Annotated in this window: 17 protein-coding genes and 1 pseudogene; 11 read left to right on the top strand and 7 right to left on the bottom strand. The window is 66.3% G+C overall.

From position 1 onward, the window contains the following. Position 1: 1 nt before the first annotated feature. From ATI53_RS18240 to ATI53_RS18220, 5 genes are read right to left on the bottom strand one after another with little or no spacing between them, the layout of a single operon-like run. On the bottom strand, positions 2 to 1,054 hold the full coding sequence (locus ATI53_RS18240; RefSeq protein ID WP_111551047.1) for an oligopeptide/dipeptide ABC transporter ATP-binding protein: 1,053 nt from the start codon (positions 1,052 to 1,054) through the stop codon (positions 2 to 4). An 8-nt stretch (positions 1,055 to 1,062) separates the two neighbouring features. Then, a complete protein-coding gene (locus tag ATI53_RS18235) occupies positions 1,063 to 2,001 on the bottom strand; it encodes an ABC transporter ATP-binding protein (protein ID WP_009505758.1) in 939 nt (312 codons plus the stop codon). Then, positions 1,998 to 2,855 carry an ABC transporter permease gene (locus tag ATI53_RS18230; protein ID WP_009505759.1) on the bottom strand — a complete coding sequence of 286 codons (858 nt, stop codon included), beginning with the start codon at positions 2,853 to 2,855 and terminating at the stop codon, positions 1,998 to 2,000. Before ATI53_RS18230 ends, ATI53_RS18235 begins: the two co-directional genes overlap by 4 nt. Continuing rightward, a complete protein-coding gene (locus ATI53_RS18225; RefSeq protein ID WP_009505760.1) occupies positions 2,852 to 3,802 on the bottom strand; it encodes an ABC transporter permease in 951 nt (316 codons plus the stop codon). Before ATI53_RS18225 ends, ATI53_RS18230 begins: the two co-directional genes overlap by 4 nt. Further along, positions 3,802 to 5,409, bottom strand: a complete 1,608-nt coding sequence (locus tag ATI53_RS18220) for an ABC transporter substrate-binding protein (protein ID WP_009505761.1) — start codon at positions 5,407 to 5,409, stop codon at positions 3,802 to 3,804. The genes ATI53_RS18225 and ATI53_RS18220 overlap by 1 nt, the downstream gene beginning before the upstream one ends. Before the next feature lie 200 nt (positions 5,410 to 5,609). Here ATI53_RS18220 and ATI53_RS18215 point away from each other — a divergent pair, with 200 nt between their 5' ends. Beyond that, entirely contained in the window at positions 5,610 to 6,251 is a 642-nt protein-coding gene (locus ATI53_RS18215) for a GntR family transcriptional regulator (protein WP_009505762.1), read from the top strand. Here the strand turns inward: ATI53_RS18215 and ATI53_RS18210 are convergent. Further along, positions 6,210 to 6,503, bottom strand: a complete 294-nt coding sequence (locus ATI53_RS18210; RefSeq protein ID WP_111551046.1) for a hypothetical protein — start codon at positions 6,501 to 6,503, stop codon at positions 6,210 to 6,212. The genes ATI53_RS18215 and ATI53_RS18210 overlap by 42 nt on opposite strands. 2 nt (positions 6,504 to 6,505) lie before the next feature. Between ATI53_RS18210 and ATI53_RS23675 the strand changes: the two genes are divergently transcribed. The 9 genes and pseudogenes from ATI53_RS23675 to ATI53_RS18170 all read left to right on the top strand — a co-directional run bounded on the left by ATI53_RS23675 (position 6,506) and on the right by ATI53_RS18170 (position 12,135). Further along, positions 6,506 to 6,886: a hydantoinase/oxoprolinase family protein gene (locus ATI53_RS23675; protein ID WP_009505764.1), complete on the top strand. Its 381-nt coding sequence runs from the start codon at positions 6,506 to 6,508 to the stop codon at positions 6,884 to 6,886. A gap of 496 nt (positions 6,887 to 7,382) precedes the next feature. Next, entirely contained in the window at positions 7,383 to 7,766 is a 384-nt protein-coding gene (locus ATI53_RS24050) for an ABC transporter substrate-binding protein (RefSeq protein WP_240778636.1), read from the top strand. Between the two features lie 205 nt (positions 7,767 to 7,971). Beyond that, positions 7,972 to 8,867 (top strand): annotated as a pseudogene (locus ATI53_RS18195) (IS481 family transposase); the annotation flags it as partial. A gap of 209 nt (positions 8,868 to 9,076) precedes the next feature. Continuing rightward, positions 9,077 to 9,319, top strand: coding sequence for a hypothetical protein (locus ATI53_RS24045; protein ID WP_249033409.1), 243 nt, complete (start codon positions 9,077 to 9,079; stop codon positions 9,317 to 9,319). Between the two features lie 103 nt (positions 9,320 to 9,422). Next, the gene (locus tag ATI53_RS23425) at positions 9,423 to 9,593 is read left to right on the top strand and encodes a hypothetical protein (protein ID WP_170134613.1); all 171 of its coding nucleotides are present in this window, start codon (positions 9,423 to 9,425) and stop codon (positions 9,591 to 9,593) included. A gap of 435 nt (positions 9,594 to 10,028) precedes the next feature. Beyond that, positions 10,029 to 10,298: a hypothetical protein gene (locus tag ATI53_RS18185; protein WP_009506048.1), complete on the top strand. Its 270-nt coding sequence runs from the start codon at positions 10,029 to 10,031 to the stop codon at positions 10,296 to 10,298. A gap of 475 nt (positions 10,299 to 10,773) precedes the next feature. After that, positions 10,774 to 10,944: a hypothetical protein gene (locus ATI53_RS24040; protein ID WP_249033408.1), complete on the top strand. Its 171-nt coding sequence runs from the start codon at positions 10,774 to 10,776 to the stop codon at positions 10,942 to 10,944. Next, positions 10,944 to 11,126 carry a TRAP transporter large permease subunit gene (locus tag ATI53_RS24035; protein ID WP_240778665.1) on the top strand — a complete coding sequence of 61 codons (183 nt, stop codon included), beginning with the start codon at positions 10,944 to 10,946 and terminating at the stop codon, positions 11,124 to 11,126. The genes ATI53_RS24040 and ATI53_RS24035 overlap by 1 nt, the downstream gene beginning before the upstream one ends. A 76-nt stretch (positions 11,127 to 11,202) precedes the next feature. Beyond that, on the top strand, positions 11,203 to 12,135 hold the full coding sequence (locus ATI53_RS18170; RefSeq protein WP_009506051.1) for a 2-hydroxyacid dehydrogenase: 933 nt from the start codon (positions 11,203 to 11,205) through the stop codon (positions 12,133 to 12,135). A 22-nt stretch (positions 12,136 to 12,157) separates the two neighbouring features. Here the strand turns inward: ATI53_RS18170 and ggt are convergent, their stop codons facing one another. Then, positions 12,158 to 13,837 carry a gamma-glutamyltransferase gene (gene ggt, locus ATI53_RS18165; RefSeq protein ID WP_111551043.1) on the bottom strand — a complete coding sequence of 560 codons (1,680 nt, stop codon included), beginning with the start codon at positions 13,835 to 13,837 and terminating at the stop codon, positions 12,158 to 12,160. A gap of 437 nt (positions 13,838 to 14,274) precedes the next feature. Here ggt and ATI53_RS24295 point away from each other — a divergent pair. Then, positions 14,275 to 14,494: transposase (locus ATI53_RS24295; protein ID WP_146609957.1), on the top strand; the 220-nt coding region annotated here is incomplete at its 3' end.

Genomic DNA, 14,494 nt, shown 5'->3' with positions numbered 1-14,494 from the left:
GCTAGTCCGGCCTTGTCTGCTCGGGCGCGGGGCCTGGGTTGGCCGGCGCGACCGGCCCGGCGCCATCGACCGGCGCCAGGGGGTGCAGGCAGGCCACAGACCGGGTCACAGACCGGGTTCGCGAACGGGCAAGATGGGGATCGCGCGCGTGACAATCGGGCTGAACCCGTGGGCAGCGTCCGGAAAACCGGCAGCCGCTGGGCAGGTCAAGCGGGCTTGGGATCTCGCCGGGCAGCGGCTCGGCGATGGGTTCGAAAAATTTGGGCGCGGCATCGCGCAGCGCAGCGGTATAGGGATGCGCCGGGCTCGTCAGCACCGCGTCGGTCGGCCCGGTTTCGACGATGCGCCCCAGATACATGATGGCAATCTGTTCGCACAGAAAACTTGCAACGCCAAGGTCATGGGTGATGAACACCAGCGTCAGGCCCATGTCCTGCTGCAACCTGCGCAGCAGCGTCAAAAGCTGCGCCTGGGTCGATACGTCCAGCCCCGACACCGCCTCGTCCGCGACCAGAACCGACGGGTCCGACGCCAGCGCGCGGGCGATGGCAACGCGGCGCACCTGACCGCCCGACAACGCGGCGGGGTAGCGCCCGGCGGCATCGGCAGGCAGGCCCACCCGCGTCAGCAACGTGGCGACGCGGGCGCCGATTTCGGGCGCGGGCACCACCGCGAACCGGCGCAGCGGTTCCGCGATCAGCGCGCCCACGGTCATGCGCGGGTTCAGCGATCCGCGCGCGTCCTGATACACCATCGCGACGTCGCGGGCGAAATCCGCGCCTTCGTCGCGCACCGCGCGGATCGGCCTGCCGCGATACCGCGCCTGCCCGTCGGTCGGCGCGTCCAGCCCCAGCAGCACCCGCAACAGCGTGGATTTGCCCGACCCGCTTTCGCCCACCAGCGCCAGCGAGGCCCCCTGTTCCACCGACAGCCGCACCCCGTCCAGCGCGCGCAGCCCCACGGTTTTCCGCCCGAACCGCTGGCCCGGCTTGCGGACCTGAAACACCTTTTCGACATCCTTCAGTTCGAAAACCGGGCGGGGGGGTGTTGGCATCGGCGGTCTCATTCCGGGTTCCAGCAGGCAAAGCGATGTGACCCGCGCGCGGTTTCCAGCGGAGGCGCGTCCGCCCAGCAGCGGTCCTGCGCGCGCGGGCAGCGGGTGGCGAAACGGCACCCGGCGGGCATGTCCTCGTGCGACGGCACGGTGCCTTCGGGCGCGACAAGATCATCCCGTCCGATTTCCAGAACACAGGATTTGAGCTGCCGGGTATAGGGGTGGCGCGCATTGTCCAGCACGTCGCGCACGGGGCCGGATTCGACCACCTGTCCGGCGTACAGCACCACCACGCTGTCACAGGCCTGACTGGCCAGCGCCAGATCGTGCAGCACGAAAATGCAGGCCGCCCCGCGCGCCCGCGTCTGGGCCAGGATCAAGCGCACGATCTGCGCCTGAATGGTCACATCCAGCGCCGAGGTCGGTTCATCCGCCAGCAGCAGATCGGGATCAGCGGCCAGCGCAATCGCCACCATGACGCGCTGCTGCATGCCCCCCGAAAGCTGGTGGGGATAGGCCGACAGCCGCGCTTCGGGGTCGTTGATACCCACCTGGGTCATCAGTTCGACCGCGCGGGCATGCGCGTCGCGTTTGCCCAGGCCAAGGTTGCGCCGCACCGCCGACACCAGTTGCGCGCCAACGGTGTAGGCCGGGTTCAGCGCCGCCCCCGCATCCTGAAAGATCATCGACAGGCGCCGCCCGCGCAGGCGCACCATGTCGGGTTCGCGCAGGGCCAAGAGGTCTCCGGCATCGGCCAGGGCGATGCTGCCAGAGATGCGCGCATCGCCCAGCAGCCGCATGATCGCGGTGGCAATGGTGGATTTCCCCGCGCCGCTTTCGCCCACCAGCGCCACGGTTTCACCCCGCGCCACATCCAGCGACACGCGGTCCAGGATGCGCGCGGTGCCGCGATCGACCGTCAGCGCATCAATGCTCAGCAGGTTCATGACTTGCCCCGCAGCTTGGGATCGAATTCTTCGCGGATGCCGTCGCCCACGATGGACAGCGCGATCAGCAGCAGCGCCAGCGCGAACCCCGGCATCGCCGACATCCACGCGGCAAAGCTGACGAAGGCGCGTCCTTCGGCGATCATCAGGCCCCAGTCGGGCGTCGGCGGCGTGACCCCGATGCCCAGGAACGACAGCGAGGACGACACCAGAATGGCCTCGGAAATGCGGATGGTGACCTGTACCGCCAGCGGATAGATCACGTTGGGCAGGATGTGCCGCCAGATGATCACCGCGCGCGGAATGGCCATCAGCCCCGCCGCCTCGACGAACAATTGCACGCGCACCTGCAACACATCGGCGCGCACGGTGCGGGCGAACGGCCCGATCATCGACAGGCCCACGGCGATCACCACCTTGTCGACGCCCTGGCCCAGAATGGCGATGAACGCCACCGCAAGGATCAGCGACGGCAGCGCAAGGATGCTGTCGATCAGCCGCAACAGCGCCCATTCCGCCCAGCCCCCCGACAGGCCGGCGGCAAGCCCGACGATCAGCCCCCCGATGGCGCCGATGGCGACCGCAAAGAACCCGATAATCAGCGCATAGCGCGCGCCAAAGATCACCCGCGACAGGATGTCCTGCCCGTAGCTGTCGGTGCCCATCGGATGCGCACCGCTGGGGGGCTGCATCATCGCGTTGAAATCCTGCGCGACGGGGTCGTAGGGCGCGACGAACGGGGCAAAGATCGCGGCCAGGACGTAGCCCACCGCCACCACCAGCGCGAGGGTGAAGAACGGCCGCCGGGCAAAGATCGAACGGCGGCCCCGCCGCGCGTTGTCCACCAGGGTCATTTGCGGTCTCTCAGTCGGGGGTCAAGGATCGGATAGGACAGATCCACCAGCAGGTTCACCACGATGAACAGCGTCGCGGTCATCATCACCCCCGCCTGCACCACGCCGTATTCGCGCCCCAGCACGGCCGAGGTCAGCATCTGCCCGATCCCCGGCAGGTTGAACACGGTTTCGGTCAGCACCGTGCCTTGCAACAAGGTGCCCAGTTGCAGCCCCAGAATGGTGACCAGCGGCAGCGCGATATTGCGCACCCCATGCACCCAGATCACCCGCCAGCCCGGTTCGCCCCGCGCGCGGGCGGCGGCAATGTAGGGCTGGGCCAGAACCTCGACCAGCGTGGCGCGGGTCAGCCGGGTAATCATGGCGATGAAATAGGTCGACAGGGTCAGCGCGGGCAGGATCATGTGATAGATGCCGCCCCAGAAATCCTGCCACGGGCTGACATAGCCCATGACCGGAAACAGCCCCAGTTTGACGCCAAAGAACCAGATCAGCAGGATGCCCAGCAAGAACGACGGAAACGCCGTGCCGGTCAGCGCGAACACCGCCGCACCCGCATCAAAGATCGTGTCTTTCCTGACCGCCGACAGCACCCCCAGCGGCACCCCGATCAGGATCGCGAACGCCAGCGAAAAGCTCGCCAGCGTCAGCGTCACGGGCAGAGCTTCAAGGAAGCCGTAGGTGAAGATGTCGGTGCGGGCGACGTAGCTGGTGCCCCAGTCGCCCCGCACGAAATTCAGCGCCCAGTCGGCGTATTGGGTCCAGAACGGCTGATCCAGACCCAGTTCCGCCGACAGCGCGGCATAGGCTTGCGGCGAATATTCCGACCCAAGCATGATCTGGATCGGATCGCCCGGCGCCAGCTTCAGCAACCCGAAGCTGGCGAAGGAGACGATGAACAGAACCACGAGCGTCTGCCCGATCTTGCCGAAAGCCTGCCGCAACATCAGCCGAGGCTTACCGTATGCAGGTTCACAAGATCGGCGGGGATGTAGTTGAACCCTTTGACCTCGTTCGCGAACACCTTGTAGATCGGCATGTGCGCCATCATCGCGCAGGGCGCCTCGTCCATCAGAAGGTCTTCGGCGCGGTGATACAGCGCGGCGCGGGCGGCCACGTCCAGTTCGGTGCCGGCCTGCGCGCACAGATCGTCGAAATCGGTGTTGACCCAGCCGCAGAAATTCCACGACCCGTCCGATTTCCATTCCGGATACAGCGTTTCCTCGGGGTCGAGGTCGGCCACCCATTCGAAATCGTACAGATCGAAATCACCCGAGTTGCGGCGCTGCACCCAGGCCGCGGGTTCGATCAGTTCCAGCTTCGCCTTGATGCCGATTTCGGCCAGCATCGGCGCGACGGTCTGGGCGATGCGGGTGCCGACGGGGCCGCGTTCGGCCATCATGTAGGTGACCTCGACCTCGCCCTGATTGGCGGCCTTGGCGCGAAATGCCCTGGCCTTGTCCATATCGAACCACTGGCCCCGCCCCGAGTTTGCGATGTCGGGGTCGAAATAGCCGGTCATCGGCGGGGAAATCGGCGTATAGGCTTGCTGGGCGCGCCCGAAATACGCCTGTTTCACCAGCGTGTCGCGGTTCAGCGCCCAGGCCACGGCGCGGCGCAGGTTGATATCGTCGAACGGGGCGCGTTTGCAGTTCATCCCAAGGTAGGTATAGTTGCCTTCGATTTCGCCATAAAGCGTGGCGTTCGGAAAGGCATCGACCTGATCGACAAGCTGCATCGGGCAATCGGTCATGCCGTGTATCTGGCCCGACATCAGCGCGGCCAGCGCGGTCGAGGCTTCGCGCATCAGCACAAAGGTGACCTTTTCCAGCTTCGGCAGACCGGGTTCGAAATACTCGGTGTTGGCTTCCAGTTCGATGGCGTCGTTCTCGCGCCAGGACACGAATTTGAACGGGCCAGTGCCGACCGGGTTGCGGCCATAATCCGCGCCGTATTTCTGCACGGCGGCGGGGGACACGATGGTCCCCGCCCGTCCCGTCGAGCCGTTCAGCGCAACCGGCAGGAACGCGTAGGGCTGGGTGAAGGTCAGCTTGACGGTCAGCGGATCCACCACTTCGATCTCGTCCAGCAGCGCCAGTTTCCAGGCGTGGGGCGACGCAGGTTCGCCCTCCTTGACGCGCAGCAGCGAGAATTTCACCGCTTCGGCGTCGCAGGGCGTGCCATCGTGGAACATCACACCCTCGCGCAGCTTGAAAACATGGGTGACCTCGTCTTCCAGATCCCAGGTTTCGGCCAGATCCGGCTCGAATGCCACCTGTTCACCGTCATAGGTGATCTTGAGCAGGCCGTTGTGGATGTTGTTGATGATCTGGATCGCCGACAGAAAGCCGGTGAAATGCGGGTCAAGCGTGTCGATCACCTTGACCGACGCGATTTTCAGATGGCCCGATTGCTGCGCGCGCGCGACATTCGGAAAGCTGCCCCCGGCGGTCGCGGCAAGGATGCCCGCGCCGATGCCCTTCAGGACGGCGCGACGCCCGAACCGGGCGGACATGCGCTCGGCAAGGATTTTCTTGTGGTCGATCTGGGTCATTGTTGTGTCTCCTGTTGGCATCGGTCCGTCCCGGCGCGGCGCGCGGCGCGGTGGCTTTCCGCTCTATCCGCTGGTCTTTGGCGGTATTCGCCTTGATGCGCGGCACGCCGGGTTGGTAGTCGTGGTTTCACCAGGAAACAGGTTGACCGGATATGTATACAGGTCCAGCGTAAAAGGATACATCAGGAGTTGTCAGTGACGTGAACGCCAGCACTGCCCAAAATATATACGACAGGCTGATAAACGGCATCGCTTCGGGCGAATTTCCCCCGGGCGACCCCCTGGCCGAGGTGGCCCTGGCGCAACGATTCGGCGTTTCGCGCACCCCGGTCCGCGAGGCGCTGCACCGGCTGGAACAGGCCAATTTCGCCGAACGCGGCCCGCGGCGGGCCTTTTTCGTGCGCAAGATGCGGGCAAGCGATCTTGAAGAGCTGTTCGAAGCGGTGGGCGAACTGGAAGCCGCCATCGCGGCACTGGCGGCGCGCCGAATGACCGAGATCCAGCGCAGGAACCTGCAAGCCATCCTTGAAGAAGGCCTCGCCTGCGGCGACGATGCGACGGCCTATGGTGAACTCAACGCGCGGTTTCATGCCCAGATCAGCCAGGGCGCGCATAATGCCACGCTGCTGGCCTGCCATGCCGAATTGACCCTGCGCACGCAGGTCTGGCGATCGACCAACTTTACGCGGGATGCGCGCAGGCTTGACAGTTCGCGCGCCGAACACAGGGCGATCACCGACGCAATTCTGGCCGGAGAGCCGGACCGCACACGCACCCTGATGCGCCAGCATGTGGCGTCGTCATTGATTACGCTGACCGATATTCTCGCGCTCGGCGACTGACGCGGGCGCCACGGCGCGCCTGTCGCGGCAGATGTTGCGCACGGCACGGGTTTCGACCGGCAGGCGCACCTCGTGCAGGTCGCGCGGTTCGGCGCACCGGGGACCGCGGCACGCCGCGACCTCTTCGCTGAACCCGCCGGGCGGGAAATCTCCGTTCGGCCGTCTGGCCCGGATGCCCCAAAAGGCCCGTTCGCGCCCCGACAGCTTGTTGGCCTCGCCAGGCCCCTCGGCGGCAGGGAATTGCCATTTCATGCATGATCGCCCTCGGGTTTCGCGAGTTCGAACGGCTGTCGACCGCCATGGTCAACGCCTGTCCCGGCCCGATCATGCACCGCCATATCAGCCGGCCGACCCCGCGCCTGTCGGATCCGGGTCTGCCGGTGGCGCCGCACCTGACGCAATCCAGCGTCGGCGTCGTGCGGAGCGAGGTCGCGGCGCAAACGTCGGTGCGCGGCATTCGTCCCGCCGGCGCGGGCCCCGGGTCGATCGCGCGGATCGACAGCGGAGGCTTGGTCAAGGTCGGGCCCGAAAGTGCCGGCGCCGATCCCGGCCCGGCGTGCTACGGGCGCGGCGCGACCAAGCCCACCGTCACCAACATGGTGCCGCAGCTGCGCAACCCCCGCCGACATCCCTGACGGGCGCATGAAACTGCATCGGGGCTGGCGGTCGATGCCGTTGGCAAGGTGGCCGATATGCCGGGCATGGCCACGGCATGGGCACGGTGCGCCGGGGGTTCACCCGAGCGTATGAACGCATGCACGGCTTTGCGGTGGCCGGCGAACGCATCCTGTGCGTCACCTTCGGCGTCAACGCCACCGGCCTTGTGCAAAGGGCCCGGCTGACCGAACGGCACGGCGGCGGGCACCGTCAAGATGATGTGCCACCGTGGCCTGCTGAGCCATGACAGGCATGGCGTGATGCAGGGCGAACTGGCCGAACGCTGGAACGTGGCGGACGACGGCACCTGGACATTCGTGCTGCGCCAGGCGCTGGGGCGCGACGGCCCCCCCTCACCGCGCAAGACGTCGCCTGGACCGTGCGAGAGGCGCAAACGCGCGACGCGGCGGCCTGTCTTCAGGGCCAGCTTGCCAGCATCACATCGCCCGCCTCCCAGACGACAGGACCGTCGTCATGAAGACCGACGAACCGCAGGCGGTGCTGCCGCCGGAACATCTGGCCATCGCGGATGCGTCGGAATTCTACAGCCCCCGTCTGGCCAGCGAGTGGCCCCATGACCCCGAAATGGCCAGGGCCCTGCTCGCCGAAGCGGGCTATCCCGACGGGTTCGACGGCGCCATGCTGTCCACCGCGCAATACGGCATGCTCCCATCCCGCGCCGAGGTTTGTCAGGCCTACCTGTCGATGATCGGCGTCAGTGTCACGCTGAACCTGCCCGAATGGACGACCCGCACGCTGGAGGTGACCATCGCGGCGTCGCTGATCGCCACCGGCGTGCCGCTTGGCCCCATGGGGCGATCCGGGCGGATGGCGGGACGGATGCGGTGGTTTCGCTAGGTGTTCGATCCCAAGGTTTGATGGTGCGATCCTTTCTCATGAATGGAAGGACGCACTATGGGACAAATTCTTCACGGCAGCGCCACGCACTGTTACCCGGCAGGCGATTTGCAAGGCAAATCTGCCGAGAGGGCACGCACGCCGTCAGAGCAGCGATACAGCGATCCATTGGCTGGCAGTCGTTTGCGCAGCACAACGATGAGAAGCGCAAGCTTCGCTCGCGCAGCTGAGCAAGGAGTTGGGCATCACTCCCAAAACCGTCGCGAAGTGGCGTAAGCGTGCGACGGTGGAGCGCCTGAAGACCGGTCCAAAGAAGCCGCGTTCAACCGTTCTCACTGAAGCTGAGGAGGCAATGATCGTCGCATTCCGACGGCACACGCTGCTGCCGCTGGACGATTGCCTCTATGCCCTTCAGCCATCGATTCCGCATCTGACACGGTCGGCGCTCCATCTGGCCTTCAGCGGCACGGCATCTCGCGCCTGCCGGACGTCGAGGGGGACAAACCAAAGCGGCAGCGCTTCAAGCGCTACCCCATCGGGTTCTTTCACATGGACATCGCGGAGGTTCAAACCGCCGAGGGCAAGCTGTATCTGTTCGTGGGCATGGACCGAACCAGCAAATTTGTAGTCACGCAACTCGTGGATAAGGCGGATCGCAAGACAGCGTGGGAGGTCCTTGAGCGTCTGCTCAAGGCTGTCCCCTATCGCATCCACACGATTCTGACGGACAACGGCATCCAGTTCGCCGAGCAGCCTCGCAATGGTAGCACCGCTTATTCTCGGCCCATGCGTTTCGACATGATCTGCAAGGCGAATGGGATTGAGCACCGGCTGACCAAGCCAAACCATCCGTGGACCAATGGCCAGGTCGAGCGGATGAACCGAACGATCAAGGAAGCGACGGTGAAGCGATACCATTACGACAGCCACGACCAACTGTGCACGCCCCTCTCGGACTTCATGGCGGCCTGCAACTTCGCACGCAGGCTCAAGACACTCGGCGGCCTCACGCCCTACGAATACATCTGCAAGATCTCGACTTCCGAGCCAGACAGATTCATCCTGAATCCGTTCCACCAGATGCCGGGACTAAACACCTAGGCGCGTCGGCGGCGCTGTCGACGCCGGCGTTCGTGGTTGGTTCGGTGGGGTGCGGATCCTTGCGCAGGAATTGCGCTGGTTGCCGGCCGGCGGGGTCGTGCCCTTTTCAAAGCACCCCTGCGCATATCTTCAACCGCTGCTTTCGCCCGCCTCTACCGTGGCGCTCGCCCTGCTGGCGGTCATCACCCGCATGAGCCGCGCCTCGGTGCTTGAGGTGCTGCAACGCGACCATATGCGCACCGCGCGCCAAGGGCCCGCCCGCGCGCATCGTGCTGCGCCGCCATGTGGTGCGCAATGCGCGGATCTCCGTGTTGACCGTGCTGGGGCTGGCCCCGGTGTTGTCGTTGCAGAACGCGCGCGCCATGAACATCCCCGGCCGCTTTTCGGCGCCGTCCGCCGCCCGTTGGCTGGGGCAGGACGGGTTTGGCCGGGGGATGTGCCGGCCCGGCTGATCCGGGGCGGGCGGGCATCGCTGTTCATCGCCGTGGGGTTTGCGGTTCCGGGGCCCTTACGGGAACGACGCCGGGCCTGCTGGGTGGGTCTTTTCGCGGCGTGGTGGAATTGCTCACCGGGCGCGCGGTGGAAATCATCCTGTGCCTGCCGCCGCTGTTGCTGGCGCTGCTGTTGCAGATGTCGCTGGCGGTGTCCGCGGCCACGGTGATCGAAAGCGGGCAGCCGTTTCTGGGGCCCGGCGTGGTGTCGCCGACCCCGTCCTGCGCCCGATGAACCGCGAGACCCGCGGGGCGATGGACCTGGCCCCCCTTGCTGCGGGTCTGGCCATCGCTGGCGCAGGCGGGGTTGGTGCCCGCCGCGCTGCGCCTGAACGGGGGCGCGGCGCTGCGCGCCGCAAGACATCACCCTGACCATCGCCAAAGCCGAAGCCGTTGGCGATGGTGTTTCACGACCCGTTCGGCGCGCTCGATCCGCGCCGCAGCATCGGCGCGCAGATCGCCGACGCGCTGGTGACCCACAGAATCCCGCCCCGCGCCACCTCGGCGACCCGACGCTGGTGCTGCGCGGGCCCTACCGTGCGACCGGGTCCAATGTGCCGGTGAATACGGCGGTGCGGATGCATGAAAACCGGGTCGCCATCGACACATGGGATAGGCTGGGCGCCAAGATCGTCACCCTGCCCCGAACCGAAGCGTATCGGTCGGGTTCATGGTCAACGAAAGCGCCCTGAACGCGCTGGACGCAGACAGCCACGGCGGGCTGCTGCACGCCTATGAAGAGGCCGGCAGGATGTCCGGGGCTGGTCGGTTGCGCACGAAAGCATCGGACGCATGGTCGCGGATGGCGCCACCTGTACCGAAATCGACATCGCCGCTGGTCGAAAAAATGGGCGCCCGTTATCAGGACATGGCCGCATCCGCAGACCGTCCCCAAGGTTTCCTGCAAACCATCGACACCGCGCGCACATCGACCCGGTGACACCCGCCGACGATCAGCCAGACGATCCGTTGCAGCGGGCCCTCAACCGGCTGGACCGGCGGAACTGGACCCTGGGCCGCGCGTTTCCGTGGGTGTCCAACCTGTGCCTGCGGGCGATGCCGGGCCTGACGACGGCCACCATCGTGCTGCGCACGCTCAGCCTTGCGCCCTACCGGATCTGGCCGGGGACGATGGTGTTCTTCATCTGGCTCAGCCTTTTCGGGTTCTTCGCGCTGCATATCGGGCTGAAAGTCGTGCGGCTGGATTTCATCGACGGACGAATGGGGCGGCGGGCCTGGTCATCGCGCGCGTGGTGCCGGACGCCGCGACGCTGCTGGTCGCGGGGGTTTTGCCAATGCAACTGCCCAAGGTCATCGCCACGTCGAACGGCGTCTGTGACGGCGCGATCCGCCCGCGGGTCTCTACCTGCCACGCCTTGCGCTGTCGGTGCCGATGTTCGGCAAAGGCCGTACTGGTGGCGCTGCCCGAAAACGTCACCGGCCATCATTCCGAGGCATCGCCCATGGCCCGGGTCCTTTCCGGCACCGTCATCGCGCTGATCCTGATGCGCCTGCCCGTCTCGATCGCCATCGGTAAGGCGACGGTGCCAACCGCCGTGCCGTTTTCATCATGGCGGACAACCTGATGACCGCCACCGGCGCGTCCGAACGCATATTCGTCTTTGCCAATGCGCTTGTCGGGCACATGAGGGCGGGTCTGGCGCAGGTCGACATCCTGTCGTCGATGATCTTTGCCGGGATCTCGGACGTGGCGGGCGTTCTTCAACGCCCTGTCCGGCGCTGGTTGCCGAACTCGCCGAGCCAATAAACGGCTTCCAAGTGTTTCAGGTTCACAGCACATCGGCTATGACAGGAACGTCCTCAGCACTCCTCAAGGATCCGATATGACCGTTGCCGTCTACCTCTCTCTCGAAGACAAGACCCAGTGGTGGGTGGATATGCTGGCCGACCTGCTGCCGGGCTGGACGGTCAAGGCGCTGGACGCCGTGACCGACCCGGCCGAGGTGCGCTATGCCGTCGTCTGGCGTCCGCGCCCCGGCGACCTAGCCAAATTTCCCAACCTGCGCGCCGTGGTGTCCATCGGCGCGGGCATCGACCATGTGCTGGCCGACGACAAACTGCCCCGGGGCGTGCCGATCATCCGCACCGTGGGCGATGACCTCACCCAGCGGATGCGCGAATATGTGGCGCTGCATGTGCTGCGTCATCACCGCGACATGCCCCGCCAGCTTCAGGCGCAGGCGCAAAAGGACTGGCACGCCATCGTGGTGCCCGTGGCGCCCAGACGGGTGGTCGGCGTGATGGGGCTTGGCAATCTCGGTTCGGCGGCGGCACGGACGCTGTCGGCGCTTGGCTTTACCACGCGCGGCTGGTCGAAATCGCCCAAGGACATCGACGGCGTCGACACTTTTGCCGGTCCCGAAACCATGGACAGGTTTCTGGACGGCTGCGAGATTCTGGTGAACCTGCTGCCGCTCACCCAGCAGACCGCCGGCATCCTGAACGCCGGGCTGTTCGGCAAGCTCGCGCCCGGAGCCTGCGTCATCAACTGCGCGCGCGGGCCGCATCTGGTGGATGCGGATCTGATCGCGGCGCTGGACAGCGGCCAGATCAAGCAGGCGACGCTGGATGTGTTCCACGTCGAACCGCTGCCCGCCGACAGCCCGTTCTGGGACCATCCCGGCATCACCGTGACCCCGCATGTGGCGTCGCAGATCGACGCGGACACCGGCGGGCAGATCATTGCCGCCAACCTCAAAACCTTCGACGAGACCGGCACCTGCGCCGATGTGGCCGACGCGGCGCGCGGCTACTGACCCCGTGGACCGTACCGGCGCGTCAGATGTGAAACGAGACGCCGGCGGCGGCCAGTCCGCCGCCCATCGCCGCCACCGTGCCATCGGCGCGCCAGCACGCGGCGCCGATCATTTCGCCACCGGGCCTGCCGGGCGCTCCGCCCTCCAGGGCAAACGCGATCATGTTCATGCCCCCGCCGATATGGGGCACGAGGGTGACCGTATGGCCCATCGCCTCCAGCGCCGGTTTGTGGTGGGCGTAATCGGGCTCCAGCTCGACATGCGCGCCCTCGGTCCAGATGCGCGGGGCCTCGACCGCCTGCTGCGGGGTCATCCCGAAATCTATCATGTTGACGATGGCCTGCATGGCCGACGGAAAGATCCGCACCGCCCCCGGCAACCCCAGCGCGAAACAGGGCGCGCCGTCCTTCAGCACGATCATCGGCGCCATGGATGTCGGCACCCGCTTGCCCGGCGCAACCGACAGCGCCTTGCCGGGGTGGGGGTCGAAATTATACATGTAGTTGTTCGGGATGATCCCCGTGCCCGGCACCACGAACCGCGCACCGAACAGCCCGTTGATGGTGTGGGTGGCCGACACGATGCGCCCGTCACGGTCAGCCACGGTGATATGCGTGGTGTTCCGGCTTTCATGGCCCGGCGGCACCGCGCCCGCCCCCCCCGCGGCACGCATCCGCGCCTGGCTGGCCTGCGCGTAGGCCTTGGAAATCAGCTTGTCGACGGGGATGTCGACAAAATCCGGGTCGCCGGACGCGGCGCGCCGGTCTTCGAACGCGATGCGGATGACCTCGGCCAGCAGGTGCAGCCGGTCGGGGCTGTCAAACCCCATCCCCGCCATGTCATGGCTTTCCAGCATGTTGAGCATCTGCGCCACATGCACCCCCGATGAGGCGGGCGGCGGCGGGCCGACGATCTGGTGCCCGCGGTAGCTGGCAAAGATCGCCTCGCGCTCGCGCGCCGCATAGTTTTGCAGGTCGTCCATCGACACCGACCCGGCAGCGCCCAGCCGATCCACCAGCGCGCGCCCCAGGGCACCGCCGTGCAGCGCCTCGGCCCCCTGGGTCGCGATCAGGCGCAGGCTTTGCGCGTAATCGCCCTGTACCAGCCGGTGCCCGGCGGCGGCGGGGGTTCCACCTGGCATGAAGATAGACGCGATTTCAGCATCTTGCAAAAGGTCTTCGGCGTGCCGGCCGATGTTGGACGACAGGTAGGGCGTCACCGCGAACCCGCGCTCGGCCAGCCGGATCGCCGGGGCAATGACATCGGCAAAGGGCAGCGCGCCGTGGGCGGCGTGCATCGCACACCAGCCGCGCAGGTTGCCCGGCACCGCCACGGCGCCCGCGCCGACAAGGTTACGCCGCCCGACGGTTTCCATGTACCCGTGCAGATCGTCGGACATCGGCGCATACATGTCGGGCCGCGCCGCGGCGCCGGCTTGCGACAGGCAGTCATAGACGGTGTGCGACCCGTCCGGCAGGCGCAGATGCGACACCCCGCCCCCCGCAATTCCCACCATCATCGGCTCGACCACCGTCAGCGCCAGCAACGCCGCGACGGCCGCATCGACCGCATTGCCGCCCGAGGCCAGCATTTCCTGCCCCGCCACCGTGCCCAGAGGATGGTTGGTCACCACCACGCCCTGCGCCCCCCGCGCGGGGGATTTGCGGCAGATAAACGGCAGGGGATGTGCTGTGGAACGCATGGCGATCTTCCTTTTTCGGACCTTTCAATCCGGCAAAGACGCGCCCTGGACAGCAACCGGCACCGCCGAATGTGGCTTCGGTCAGAGTATCCGCGCGCGCGCGCGACGTCATCAACAAAGACGCGGGGGAATTCGACTGGCGCCAAAATCACCACAGACCAACCGCACGGTCGGGCGCTTCTGCGGCGGCATCGAAGGGATGCTTCAAAGCACTCCGGTCTCGATCGGACGAAGAACTGGAAATGATGCACACCGCGACGTCTGACTCTGCAACCGGCTGCCGTCCAAATCAATTCGCGGCGGAAACACAGTATCCCTCCGGCGGGGGCCGTCTGACGGGGCGTTGGAGGCGATGATAAGTCCGGCGTTATGGTCGACCTTACGGTCACACCCCGGATCGAGATCCTGTCCACCGAGGATGCGCCGCGTCGTCGGCACTGGAGCGATGCCGACAAGATCAGGGTGGTCGAGAAAGCCTTGGGGGACATCGGCAGGTCTCAGCGACAGCGCGGCGGCATGGCATCTGCCGTTCGCTGCTGACCGTCTGGCGGCGACAGTATCGGGACGGCGAGCTCGCGAACGCAAGCGGCCCTTTTTTCGTGCCAGTGAAGATGGCGCCCGACTTGGATACCCAGTCGTTGCGGCGGCCGGCCCCCG

It is taken from the genome of Salipiger aestuarii (genome assembly GCF_003259905.1).
Lineage (GTDB): Bacteria > Pseudomonadota > Alphaproteobacteria > Rhodobacterales > Rhodobacteraceae > Salipiger > Salipiger aestuarii.
The sequence above is the reverse complement of the archived record's forward strand: the minus strand, read 5'-3'. Positions and strand labels throughout refer to the sequence as shown.

What these genes read in the sequence shown, in the direction of transcription:
- ATI53_RS18220 (WP_009505761.1), bottom strand. Translation starts at nt 5,409, where the DNA reads ATGACCCAGATCGACCACAAGAAAATCCTTGCCGAGCGCATGTCCGCC.
- ATI53_RS18185 (WP_009506048.1), top strand. Translation starts at nt 10,029, where the DNA reads ATGGTCAACGAAAGCGCCCTGAACGCGCTGGACGCAGACAGCCACGGC.
- ATI53_RS18230 (WP_009505759.1), bottom strand. Translation starts at nt 2,855, where the DNA reads ATGACCCTGGTGGACAACGCGCGGCGGGGCCGCCGTTCGATCTTTGCC.
- ATI53_RS18225 (WP_009505760.1), bottom strand. Translation starts at nt 3,802, where the DNA reads ATGTTGCGGCAGGCTTTCGGCAAGATCGGGCAGACGCTCGTGGTTCTG.
- ggt (WP_111551043.1), bottom strand. Translation starts at nt 13,837, where the DNA reads ATGCGTTCCACAGCACATCCCCTGCCGTTTATCTGCCGCAAATCCCCC.
- ATI53_RS18240 (WP_111551047.1), bottom strand. Translation starts at nt 1,054, where the DNA reads ATGCCAACACCCCCCCGCCCGGTTTTCGAACTGAAGGATGTCGAAAAG.
- ATI53_RS18170 (WP_009506051.1), top strand. Translation starts at nt 11,203, where the DNA reads ATGACCGTTGCCGTCTACCTCTCTCTCGAAGACAAGACCCAGTGGTGG.
- ATI53_RS18235 (WP_009505758.1), bottom strand. Translation starts at nt 2,001, where the DNA reads ATGAACCTGCTGAGCATTGATGCGCTGACGGTCGATCGCGGCACCGCG.
- ATI53_RS24050 (WP_240778636.1), top strand. Translation starts at nt 7,383, where the DNA reads ATGAAGACCGACGAACCGCAGGCGGTGCTGCCGCCGGAACATCTGGCC.
- ATI53_RS23675 (WP_009505764.1), top strand. Translation starts at nt 6,506, where the DNA reads ATGATCGCCCTCGGGTTTCGCGAGTTCGAACGGCTGTCGACCGCCATG.
- ATI53_RS24035 (WP_240778665.1), top strand. Translation starts at nt 10,944, where the DNA reads ATGACCGCCACCGGCGCGTCCGAACGCATATTCGTCTTTGCCAATGCG.
- ATI53_RS18210 (WP_111551046.1), bottom strand. Translation starts at nt 6,503, where the DNA reads ATGAAATGGCAATTCCCTGCCGCCGAGGGGCCTGGCGAGGCCAACAAG.